Raw genomic sequence first — 11,357 nt, forward strand, 5'->3', positions numbered from 1 at the left:
GGACCATGCCCGCACCGCTCCGCATCGCCTCCGTCAACGTCAACGGCGTCCGCGCCGCGTACCGCAAGGGCATGGGCGACTGGCTGGATGCGCGGGGCGTCGACGTGCTCGCCCTGCAAGAGGTGCGCGCCTCCACCGACGACCTGCGCGGCCTGCTGGGCGACGGCTGGAGCATTCTGCACGACGCCGCCACGGCCAAGGGCCGCGCCGGGGTCGCGATCGCCGCCCGGCGCGAGTTCGACGCCCACCGCACCGCCATCGGGCCCGACGACTTCGACTCGGCCGGCCGCTGGCTCGAGGCCGACCTCGACGTCGACGGAACCCGGCTCACGGTCGTCAGCTGCTACGTGCACTCGGGCGAGGTCGACACCCCCAAGCAGGACGAGAAGTGGAAGTTCCTCGACGGGATGGAGGAGCGCCTGCCGCAGCTGGCGGCGCACTCGGAGCTCGCGCTCGTCGTCGGCGACCTCAACGTCGGCCACCGCGAGCTCGACATCAAGAACTGGCGCGGCAACCGCAAGAGCGCCGGGTTCCTGCCGCGCGAGCGCGCCTACTTCGACCGCTTCTTCGGGCCGCTCGGCGAGCCCGTCGAGGGCGTCGACGGGTCGACCGGCCCCGGCCTCGGCTGGGTCGACGTCGGCCGCCGCCACGCCGGCGAAGTCGACGGGCCGTACACCTGGTGGTCGCAGCGCGGCCAGGCCTTCGACAACGACACCGGCTGGCGCATCGACTACCACGTCGCCACCCCGGCCCTCGCCGAGCGGGTCGTCGACTACCGCGTCGACCGCGCCGCCTCGTACGACACCCGGTGGAGCGATCACGCTCCGGTGGTCGTCGACTACTCGATCTGCGCGCTGGAGCGATAGAGGATCGCATCGCGATCCCGCGACGCCAGCGCCGACGAGGCTGCGCCTCGTCGGATCTCGGCGGGTCACTCGCGCCGCGCATCCCCTGAGAGGATGAACCCATGAGCCTCCCCCGCCTGTTCTCGGGCATGCAGCCCTCCGCCGCCAGCCTGCACATCGGCAACTACGCCGGCGCGCTGCTGCAGTGGCGCGACATGCAGGCGAGCCACGACGCCGTTTTCTGCGTCGTCGACCTGCACGCCATCACCGTGCCGCAGGATCCCGCCGAGCTGCGCGAGCGCACCCGTCGCACCGCCGCGCAGTACATCGCCGCAGGCATCGACCCCGAGCACTCGACGCTCTTCGTGCAGTCGCACGTGCGCGCGCACGCCGAGCTCGCCTGGGTGCTCAACACCATCACGGGCTACGGCGAGGCCGCCCGCATGACCCAGTTCAAGGACAAGTCGGCCCGCGGCGGCGTCGAGGCGGCCTCGGTCGGGCTCTTCACCTACCCGATCCTGCAGGCGGCCGACATCCTTCTCTACGACGCGGTCGTCGTGCCCGTCGGCGAGGACCAGCGCCAGCACATCGAGCTCACCCGCGACCTCGCGGCGCGCTTCAACTCGCGCTTCGGCGACACGCTCGTCGTGCCCGAGGTGCGCATCCTGAAGGAGACCGCGAAGATCTACGACCTGCAGAACCCGACCGCGAAGATGTCGAAGTCGGGCGAGAGCCCGCAGGGCATCGTGTGGATGCTCGACGACGACAAGACCATCGTGAAGAAGATCAAGTCGGCCGTCACCGACAGCGAGGGCGTCGTGCGCTTCGACCCGGTCGAGAAGCCGGGCGTCTCCAACCTGCTCACGATGCTCTCCCTCGTCACTGGGACGGGCATGGACGCCCTCGTCAACTCCTTCGCCGGGCAGCAGTACGGCGCGCTCAAGGGCGCGGTCGCCGAGGCCGTCGTGGAGGAGCTGCGGCCGATCCGCGAGCGCACCCTCGAGCTGCTCGACGACCCCGGCGAGCTCGACCGGCTGCTGAGGATCAACGCCGAGCGGGCATCCGCCATCGCCGACGCCACGCTCACCCGCGTCTACGACGCCGTCGGGTTCCTGCCCCGGGGCTGATCGCGTGCAGCCGGTCGTCCTCACCACGCCGCGGTTCACGCTGTCCGCGCCGTGCGCCGATGACGTCGACGCGGTGTTCGCCGCCTGCCAGGATCGGCAGCTGCAGCGCTTCGTGCCCGTCCCCGTGCCCTACGAGCGGTTCCACGCGGAGGGCTTCGTGCTCGAGCTCGTGCCCGAGTGGTGGCGCGACGACGTCGAGTACGTCTTCGGCATCCGACGGGCGGCGGATGCTCCGCTCATGGGCGTCGTCGCCTGGCAGCGCGCCCGCGGCATGATCGGCTACTGGCTCGGGGCCTCGCATCGCGGGGAGGGCGTCATGACCGAGGCGGCGGCCGCGGTCATCGACTGGGCCTTCGGGCACGAGGGCGTCGACGAGCTGCGGTGGGAGGCCGCTGCCGGCAACCTCGGCTCGGCCCTGGTCGCGCAACGCACCGGGTTCCGCTGGGACGGCACCGGCCGCATCGCGAACGTGCGCCCCGACCTGGAGGAGGGCGGCTGGCGCGCCGTGCTGCGGCGGGAGCACCTCGGCACCGTGCAGCCCGCGAGCGAGTGGCCGGTGCTGGGTGCGCGCTGACGGGTCGTCCGCGGCCGACCGCCGCGCGGAGAGCGCCGCGGCCGTCCGGGTGATGCTGTTCGATCTCGACGACTGCCTCATGGCGCACTCCCGCGCCGTCGCCCACGGGCTCGGCGCCGCGCGGATCGCAGCCGGCGGCGCCCTCGCCGCGGCCGACGCGGAGGCCGAGCTGCGGCGCTGGCGCGCGCTCGAGGAGCAGCACTACGCGCGGTACCTCACGGACGAGCTCGACTTCCTCGAGCAGCGGCGCGAGCGGGTGCGCGGGTTCCTCGCGCCGTTCGGCATCGCGCCCTCGCCCTCCGAGGCCCTCGACTGGTTCGAGGGCTACATGCACGGCTACCGCGCGGGGTGGGCGCTCTACGACGACGTGCTGCCGGCGCTCGACGCGCTCGAGCAGCGCGTGCCGGGCATCCGCTTCGGCATCATCACCAACGGCGACATCGCCTTCCAGACCGAGAAGCTCGTCGCGATCGGACTCGCCGACCGCATCGACCACGTCATCGCCTCGGGCGAGGTCGGCATCGCGAAGCCCGCCGCCGGCATCTTCGAGGCGGCCGCGCGCGCCTTCGGCGTCGACGTCGCGGCGTGCGCCTACGTCGGCGACCGGCTGCGCACCGATGCGATCGGCGCGCACGACGCGGGGATGCTCGGCCTCTGGCTCGACCGCGGCGAGCTGTCGAGCGCGCTCGCGTCCGAGTCCGCGGCGTCGCCCGACGCCCTGCCCGTGCCGCGCATCACGAGCCTGCTCGAGCTGCCCGAGCGCGTCGCGCCGTAGTTCGCGCCTCATCTGCCTGAATACGTGTACCGACGCCGGCGGGCGTGCCGGAAATCCTGCAATTCGGGTCCTGGACCGCGCCCGCTCTCCGTCCGGTCAAGTCTCTCCTTCACGATTGCAGGAGTTACGTCACGCCCGGGCGATGAGCGGCGCTGGTCGCCCGGCGAACAGCCAGAACGACACCGGGCAGATTGCCGATCACCTGCGCATAATCGACCCGCACGACCACGAATCCACGCCGAATCAGCTCGAGATCGCGAGGGTAGTCGCGCGCCTGCTGGTCGTGGTGCCACCGCCGCCCGTCCACCTCGACGACCACCCGGCCCTCGACGAGCAGATCCACGCGTCCGACGCCGGGTACCACCACCTGCACGTCCACCCGCAACCCGGCGTCTCGAAGAGCGAGCCGAACGAGTGACTCGATCCCCGACTCCGCCCTGCCGTCGAGATCCGTCTCGGCGAGGCGAGTACGCCGCGGGGCGCCGCGGATCGCGCGACGTGCGTCCGACGGCGTGATCGCTCCGAGATGCACGGCACTGTCGAGAACGGCGACCGAGACCGGGCGGGGCTGGCACCTCACGACATGGGCGAGGGCATCCCGGATCGAGGTGGACGTCGAGGTCGGCTCGTCGCCGATCGACCACCAGTGCCGGGTGAGGCCCGCAGGCGAAGACGTCACGGTTCGCCGCCCATCAACGTCACGGATGCGAGCGCGATCCCGAGTGAGGTGCACGTGGAGCCCGGGCTCCGGCGGAGCCCACAGCCCGAACTGCGCGGCCGCCGACACGCAGGTCACGCGCCCTCCGACGGCGATCGCGTGACGGACCGGCACGGGGAGGTGCGGGCTCGCGTAGACGCCTCGGCGCACCCGCACCAGCGCACCGCTCCCGACCATGGCCTGCGTCCGTCGTCGACCGAACAGGGCGTGCAGCTCGGCAGTCGTGTGCGGGCCGAGGGATTCGCCGGCGATGAGATCCATGCGGCCGAGGATGCTCGCCACTGAGCTCGGGCGACGGCCGAGTCATCGCGTCGCGGGAGAGTACGACCCGAGCCGATCCTGGTGACGAGCCGCGTGTCGCAACTCCGGCAGAGAGCCGGAGCGACTCAGCCGAATCCCCTTGACCTCGCGACACCGGCTCGAGAATGCAGGAACTAGCACACGAATCACGGCCCGGCACGCCGAAGCGGGCGGAGCGCCGAAGCGCCCCGCCCGCCGTTCCGCAGCTACCACCACTGCGGAGGGGAGTCCCGCGAGGGGACTAGTTGACGTCCTCGTCCACCCAGTCGAAGGTCTTCGTGACGGCCTTCTTCCAGAGGCGGATCTGGCGGTCGCGCTCGGCGTCGTCCATGTTGGGCGTCCAGCGCGAGTCCTCCTGCCAGTTGGCGCGCAGCTCGTCGAGCGAGCCCCACACGCCGACGGCGAGGCCGGCGGCGTAGGCGGCGCCGAGCGCGGTCGTCTCGGCGACGACGGGGCGCACGACGGGCACGCCGAGGATGTCGGCCTGGAACTGCATGAGGGTGTTGTTGGCGATCATGCCGCCGTCGACCTTCAGCTCGGTGAGGTCGACGCCGGAGTCGGCGTTGACGGCCTCGATGACCTCGCGGGTCTGGAAGGCGGTCGCCTCCAGCGCGGCCCGCGCGATGTGGCCCTTGTTGACGTAGCGCGTCATGCCGACGAGCGCGGCGCGCGCGTCGGAGCGCCAGTACGGCGCGAACAGGCCCGAGAAGGCGGGCACGAAGTACGCGCCGCCGTTGTCGTCGACGGTCTTGGCGAGCGTCTCGACCTCGGGGGCCGAGCTGATGATGCCGAGGTTGTCGCGCAGCCACTGGATGAGCGAGCCCGTGACGGCGATGGAGCCCTCGAGCGCGTAGTGCGGCTTCGCGTCGCCGAGCTTGTAGCCGAGGGTCGTCAGCAGGCCGTTCTTGGAGTGCACGATCTCCTCACCCGTGTTGAAGATGAGGAAGTTGCCGGTGCCGTAGGTGTTCTTCGACTCGCCGGTGTCGAAGGCGGCCTGGCCGAAGGTGGCGGCCTGCTGGTCGCCGAGGATGCCCGCGACGGGCACCTCGCGCAGCAGCGAGCTGCCGTGCACGGTGCCGTAGACCTCGGAGGACGACTTGATCTCGGGCAGCATCGACGCCGGGACGTCGAAGGCCTCGAGGATCGAGTGGTCCCACTGCAGCGTCTCGAGGTCCATGAACAGGGTGCGCGAGGCGTTGGTGACATCGGTGGCGTGGACGCCGCCGTCGGTGCCGCCGGTGAGGTTCCACAGCACCCAGGTGTCGGTGGTGCCGAACATGAGGTCGCCGTTGTTCGCCGCCTCGCGGGCGCCCTCGACGTTCTCGAGGATCCAGACGATCTTCGTGCCCGAGAAGTACGTGGCGAGCGGCAGGCCGACGGTCGGCTTGAAGCGCTCGACGCCGCCGTCCTTGGCGAGGCGGTCGACGATCGACTGCGTACGGGTGTCCTGCCAGACGATCGCGTTGTAGACGGGCTTGCCGGTGTTCCTGTCCCAGACCACCGCGGTCTCGCGCTGGTTGGTGATGCCGACGGCGGCGATGTCGTGACGGGTCAGCGAGGCCTTCGAGAGCGCCTGGCCGATGACCTCGCGGGTGTTGGCCCAGATCTCCATCGGGTCGTGCTCGACCCAGCCGGCCTTCGGGAAGATCTGCTCGTGCTCCATCTGGCCGCTCGAGACGATCGAGCCCTTCTGGTCGAAGATGATGGCGCGGGTGCTGGTGGTGCCCTGGTCGATGGCGAGTACGTAAGTGGCCATGAGGGTGGTAACTCCTTCGTTATCGATGCCGGCTGGCCGGCGGGGGTGATGCTGATCGGGTGGTGCGCGTGCGGGTCGTGCGGGCGCGCGGCGAGGCGCGGACGAGGCGACGGGGGGCGGATGCCCAGGCGCGAGCCTGCACGATGCCCGCGCCGGGCATCCGCCGTCGTCGACCGCTAGAGGATGGGCAGCAGCGCCGTGGCCGCGAGACCGGCGAGAGCGCCGCCGATCAGCGGACCGACGACCGGCACCCAGGAGTAGCCCCAGTCGCTCGAGCCCTTGCCCTTGATGGGCAGGATGGCGTGCGCCAGACGCGGGCCGAGGTCACGGGCCGGGTTGATGGCGTAGCCGGTCGGGCCACCGAGCGAGGCGCCGATGCCCACGACGAGCAGAGCGACGGGCAGAGCGCCGAGGGCGGCGAGTCCGGCTCCGGGCTCGGCACGGCCGAAGCCGATGACGACGAAGACGAGCACGAAGGTGCCGAGCACCTCGGTGACGACGTTCCAGCCGTAGCCGCGGATTCCGGGGCCCGTCGAGAAGACGGCGAGCTTGGTGCCCGCGTCGGGCTCCTCATCGAAGTGCTGCTTGTAGGCGAGGAAGGCCAGCACGGCGCCGATGAAGGCTCCGACGAGCTGAGCGCCCATGTATCCCAGGATCGAGAGCAGGTTCACCGGCACGCCCTGACCGAACTCGGTCGCACCGTTGGTGACGAGTCCGATCGTGACGGCGGGGTTGAGGTGCGCGCCCGAGGCGTATGAGACGGTCACACCGGCGAAGACCGCGAGGCCCCAGCCGAAGTTGATCATCAGGAATCCGCCGGCATTGCCCTTGGTCTTGGCCAGAACGGCGTTGGCGACGACGCCCGCACCGAGCAGCAGGAGCATGGCGGTTCCTACGACCTCCGATAGGAGTACCACTGCGAGATTGTCCACGTTGACTTCTTCCTCTGTTCAGGGTGGTCCTCCCGGCCGCGGTCCCGGCCGGGAGGGGCGCGCTCCGACCGGGGCCGGGGCGCTTCCGCTCACGACCCGGGGGCCGCTGGCGGAATCCTTCGGGGCATCATCGCCCCGTCGTGATGCTCAGGATGCTCTACCGGGCCTCCTGCGCGTGATCGACCTGCACACCGTGGTGGTCGGCGAGGTAGTCCGCGGCGGCCGCGCGCTCGGCGGCGCGCTGCTCCGGGCTCCAGCCGAGCACCCCGCCGACGATCTCGGCGAGCTCGTCGAGCAGCGCCGCGGTCACCTGGCCGGTGAAGGCCAGCGAGGTGCGGCGCAGGACGACGTCGACGAGGCGGACGACCTGCTCGGTCTCGACCAGGTGCTCGAGCTCGAGCCGGCTGTAGCCGGCGTTGGAGGCGAGCGGGGCATCCTGCCCGGCGGCGATGCGGGCGATGATCGCCTCGGCGCTCGTGCCGTACCGGTCGAGGAGGGTGTCGGCGCGCTCGGCGCCGACGACGGCGCCGTGCTCCTTGAGCCAGGCGGCGCGCTCCGCGTCGGTCGTCGGGTAGCCGACGGCTCCGCCGATCAGGCGGCCGTCGGTGCTGACGGTGCGCTCGCGGCCGAGGGTCTCGAGCACGAGCCCGCCCAGCTGCTCGCCGAGGGCGCGGAAGGTGGTCCACTTGCCGCCGACGAGGCTGAGCACGGGGGTGCCGCCGAGGCTGCCCTTCTCGATGCGGTAGTCGCGCGAGATCTGGCCGGTGGAGTCGGCGTCGCTGCGCGGCAGCGGCCGAACGCCCGAGAAGCGGAAGACGATCTGCGAGCGGTCGACGGCGATCGAGGGGAAGACGTGCTTCACGAGCTCGAAGAAGTAGTCGACCTCCTCCTCGGTGCAGCGGATCGGCTCGTTCATGTCGTGCTCGAGGTCGGTCGTGCCGAGCATGACCTTGCCCTTGAGCGGGTAGATGAGCACGATGCGGCCGTCGGTGAACTCGAAGAAGATCTCGCGGCCGTTGCAGGCCTCGTAGAGCTCGGGGTTGTCGAGCACGACGTGCGATCCCTTGGTGCCGCCCATGTACCGCGTCTCGTCGCCGAGCGCGGCGTTGGTGAGGTCGGTCCAGGGGCCGGATGCGTTGACGACGACCTTCGCGGTCATCTCGAACTGCTCGCCGCTGCGGGTGTCGCGCAGGGTCACGGCGCCGCCCTCGGTCATCCCGACCGCGGTGACGTAGTTGGAGGCGCGGGCGTTGTCGCCCGCGGCGATGCCGTCGTAGAGCACGTCGAGCCCGAGCCGCTCGGGGTCGTGCATGGAGGCGTCGTAGTAGGTGGCCGTGTACTTGACGTCGTCGCGCAGCTTCGGCAGCAGCTGCTTCGACTCCTTCGCCCCGCGGAACTGGTGGCGCGGCACGCGGCCGCCGTCGCGCGAGAAGGTGTCGTAGATGGTGAGGCCGACCTTGATGATGAGCGCGCCGCGCTCCTTCTTCGGCGCCCCCTCCTTCGGCTTGATGCCGATGAACTGGAAGGGCGCCCGCAGCAGGCTCGAGAAGGTGGAGAAGATCGGGATGGTCGTGGGCAGCGGCCGCACGTAGTGCGGAGCGAGCCGGAGCAGCGCATTGCGCTCGTGCACCGACTCCTGCACGAGGCGGAACTCGCCGTTCTCGAGGTAGCGGATGCCGCCGTGGATCATGTGCGAGGAGCCGGCGGAGGCGCCCGAGACGTAGTCGTCGCGCTCGACGAGGGCGACGTCGACGCCGTTGAGGGCGAGGTCGCGGAAGGTGGCGATGCCGTTGATGCCGGCGCCGATGACGAGCACGTCGGCGTGCGGTCGGTCGCGCAGGGCGGCGACGGTGTCGCGGACAGCGGTGGGCTGCGTCGGCGTGGGCATCGGTGATCACTCTCCTGTTCCCGCCGTCTGTCGAGCGGCGGTGAGACAATCGTGGTGCGGACGAGAGAAGTCGTCCGCATCGTTTGCACGAACGTGCAGACCAATCGGAGGACTCCATGCCCGCTGCGCCGCCGCCGAGCATCAAGATGCGCGACGCCCTGAGAGCCGCGCACCTCTACTACATGCAGGACCTCACGATGGATGCGATCGCCTCCGAGCTCGGCACGTCCCGCTCCTCCGTCTCCCGCCTGCTGAGTTATGCGCGGGAATCCGGGCTCGTCGACATCCGCATCCGCTCGCCCCTCGAGATGTCCACCCGGTGGGAGCGCGAGATCGTGCGCCGGTTCGGCGTCAGCGCGCACGTCGTGCCCGTGCCCGGCGGCTCCTCCGACGTCGACCGCCAGGAGCGCGTGGCCCGCGGTGCTGCACGAATTCTCAACCAGTACTTCGACTCCAACATGTCGATGGGCGTCGCCTGGGGGTCGACGATGAGCGCGATCTCGCGGCACCTCTCCCCCAAGGAGACCCACAACAGCGACATCGTGCAGCTCAACGGCGCCGGCAACACCCACACCACCGGCATCGACTACGCGAGCGAGATCCTGCGCCGGTTCGCCGAGTCGTACTCCGCGCGCCTGCAGCAGTTCCCGGTGCCCGCCTTCTTCGACTCCCCCGACACCCGCCGCCACCTGTGGCAGGAGCGCAGCATGCGCCGCGTGCTCGACATGCAGTCCCGACTGGACATCGCGCTCTTCGGCGTGGGCTCGCCCTTCGCCGACATCCCGAGCCACGTCTACATCGGCGGCTACCTCGACCCCGACGACTACCAGTCGCTGAGCGACGAGAACGTGGTGGGCGACGTGGCGACCGTGTTCTTCCGGGCCGACGGCTCGACCGAGGGCATCGCGCTCAACGCCCGGGCGACCGGGCCGGACTTCGAGGTGCTGCGCCGCATCCCCCGCCGGGTCTGCGTCGTCTCGGGGCTCTCGAAGCTGCCCGGGCTGCTCGGAGCGCTCGCCGCTCACCTCGTCACCGACCTCATCATCGACGAGGGCAGCGCGCGCGCCCTGCTCGAGACCCCCGCCCCCGCCCTCGATGCGACGCCCGAGCGGGGCGCGCAGCTCTCAGGAAGCATGCGGGAATAATCCAGGCGCGAGGGCGTTCACTACACTGCACACGTAACGCGCTCCGGGGTCGGTGAAAGTCCGAGCCGGCGGTCATAGTCCGCGACCCGCGACCGTAGCCTCAGCCCTCGGGCGGGGACGACGGGGACGGTTGAGCTGGTGGAATTCCAGCACCGACGGTGAGAGTCCGGATGGGAGGAGCGCGCGGACGGCAGATCGATGCCGCCTGCTCGCGACCCCGGACCGCGCTCGGAACTCGAGCGAAGGACTGCAGGGATGACCGCCACCGCCACGATCGACGCCTCGCGCGTCGACGCCGCGATGCGCCGCGCCCTCGAGCTCGCCGCCCGCGGCCCCGCCGTCGGCGTCAACCCGCAGGTCGGCTGCGTGCTGCTGGATGCCCGGGGCGAGATCGTCGCCGAGGGCTGGCACCGCGGGGCGGGCACCGCCCACGCCGAGGTCGACGCGCTGGCGCAGGTCGCCGATGCCCGCGGCCTGACGGCCGTCGTCACCCTGGAGCCCTGCAACCACACCGGCCGCACCGGGCCCTGCGCCCAGGCGCTCATCGACGCCGGCGTCGCCCGGGTCGTCTACGCCCTCCCCGACCCCGGCGAGGTCGCGGGCGGCGGCGCCGAGCGCCTGCGCACCGCGGGCATCGCCGTCGAGGCGGGCCCGCAGGCCGAGGCCGCCGCCGAGCTGCTGCGGCCCTGGCTGACGAGCGCCCGCCTCGGCCGCCCCTTCGTCACGGTCAAGTGGGCCTCGACGCTGGACGGCCGGGCCGCGGCCGCCGACGGCACGAGCCAGTGGATCACGGGCGCGGCCGCGCGGCAGCGCGTGCACGAGCAGCGCGCGGCGCACGACGCCATCGCGGTCGGGACGGGCACCGTTCTCGCCGACGATCCGACCCTGACCGCGCGCGGCGACGGCGGCGAGCTGCTCGCCCACCAGCCGCTGCCCGTGGTGTTCGGCACCACGCCCGTGCCCGCCGATGCCGCGCTGCGCGCGCACCCGGCGGGGCTCGTCGAGCTCGGGCACCGCGACCTCGAGCGCGGGCTCGCCGAGCTGCAGGAGCGGGGCATCCGCCGCCTGTACGTCGAGGGCGGGCCGACGCTCGCGAGCGCGTTCCTGCGATCCGGGCTCGCCGACGAGGTGCTGATCTACCTCGCGCCCCTGCTGCTCGGCGGTCCGCGCACCGCCATCGACGACCTCGGCATCGGCACGATGGCCGAGGCGCTGCGGCTGAGCATCCACCGCATCGAGACCCTCGGGCCCGACCTGCTCGTGACCGCCCGACCGACCGCACCCCAGGAGTGACCCG

Annotated in this window: 10 protein-coding genes and 1 riboswitch; of the genes, 6 read left to right on the top strand and 4 right to left on the bottom strand. The window is 71.5% G+C overall.

All coding sequences use genetic code 11. The features are described 5' to 3' along the window. Positions 1 to 5: 5 nt before the first annotated feature. From HGB54_RS10310 to HGB54_RS10325, 4 genes are all read left to right on the top strand, one after another. Entirely contained in the window at positions 6 to 866 is an 861-nt protein-coding gene (locus tag HGB54_RS10310) for an exodeoxyribonuclease III (RefSeq protein ID WP_168916346.1), read from the top strand. A 101-nt stretch (positions 867 to 967) separates the two neighbouring features. Next, positions 968 to 1,972 carry a tryptophan--tRNA ligase gene (gene trpS, locus HGB54_RS10315; protein WP_228545794.1) on the top strand — a complete coding sequence of 335 codons (1,005 nt, stop codon included), beginning with the start codon at positions 968 to 970 and terminating at the stop codon, positions 1,970 to 1,972. Positions 1,973 to 1,976: 4 nt separating this feature from the next. Further along, positions 1,977 to 2,546 (top strand): GNAT family N-acetyltransferase, encoded by a 570-nt coding sequence (locus tag HGB54_RS10320; RefSeq protein WP_168916347.1) that lies wholly within the window; start codon positions 1,977 to 1,979, stop codon positions 2,544 to 2,546. Between the two features lie 52 nt (positions 2,547 to 2,598). Next, the gene (locus tag HGB54_RS10325; protein WP_168916348.1) at positions 2,599 to 3,321 is read left to right on the top strand and encodes an HAD family hydrolase; all 723 of its coding nucleotides are present in this window, start codon (positions 2,599 to 2,601) and stop codon (positions 3,319 to 3,321) included. Between the two features lie 124 nt (positions 3,322 to 3,445). On the opposite strand, the gene HGB54_RS10330 is transcribed toward HGB54_RS10325, so the two are convergent. The 4 genes from HGB54_RS10330 to HGB54_RS10345 form a co-directional block, all read right to left on the bottom strand. Next, complete coding sequence (locus tag HGB54_RS10330; RefSeq protein ID WP_168916349.1) at positions 3,446 to 4,300, bottom strand: endonuclease domain-containing protein; 855 nt, start codon at positions 4,298 to 4,300, stop codon at positions 3,446 to 3,448. Positions 4,301 to 4,580: 280 nt separating this feature from the next. Beyond that, on the bottom strand, positions 4,581 to 6,095 hold the full coding sequence (glpK, locus tag HGB54_RS10335) for a glycerol kinase GlpK (protein ID WP_168916350.1): 1,515 nt from the start codon (positions 6,093 to 6,095) through the stop codon (positions 4,581 to 4,583). 176 nt (positions 6,096 to 6,271) lie between these two features. Beyond that, positions 6,272 to 7,027: an MIP/aquaporin family protein gene (locus tag HGB54_RS10340; protein WP_168916351.1), complete on the bottom strand. Its 756-nt coding sequence runs from the start codon at positions 7,025 to 7,027 to the stop codon at positions 6,272 to 6,274. 157 nt (positions 7,028 to 7,184) lie between these two features. Then, on the bottom strand, positions 7,185 to 8,915 hold the full coding sequence (locus tag HGB54_RS10345; RefSeq protein ID WP_168916352.1) for a glycerol-3-phosphate dehydrogenase/oxidase: 1,731 nt from the start codon (positions 8,913 to 8,915) through the stop codon (positions 7,185 to 7,187). Positions 8,916 to 9,031: 116 nt separating this feature from the next. Here HGB54_RS10345 and HGB54_RS10350 point away from each other — a divergent pair, with 116 nt between their 5' ends. Both HGB54_RS10350 and ribD read left to right on the top strand, forming a co-directional pair. Beyond that, a complete protein-coding gene (locus HGB54_RS10350) occupies positions 9,032 to 10,060 on the top strand; it encodes a sugar-binding transcriptional regulator (RefSeq protein WP_168916353.1) in 1,029 nt (342 codons plus the stop codon). A 35-nt stretch (positions 10,061 to 10,095) separates the two neighbouring features. Then, positions 10,096 to 10,246: riboswitch (FMN riboswitch) on the top strand. Between the two features lie 69 nt (positions 10,247 to 10,315). Next, on the top strand, positions 10,316 to 11,353 hold the full coding sequence (gene ribD / locus HGB54_RS10355; protein ID WP_228545795.1) for a bifunctional diaminohydroxyphosphoribosylaminopyrimidine deaminase/5-amino-6-(5-phosphoribosylamino)uracil reductase RibD: 1,038 nt from the start codon (positions 10,316 to 10,318) through the stop codon (positions 11,351 to 11,353). Positions 11,354 to 11,357 lie beyond the last annotated feature (4 nt).

It is taken from the genome of Microcella flavibacter, from assembly GCF_012530535.1.
Taxonomy (GTDB): Bacteria; Actinomycetota; Actinomycetes; order Actinomycetales; family Microbacteriaceae; genus Microcella; species Microcella flavibacter.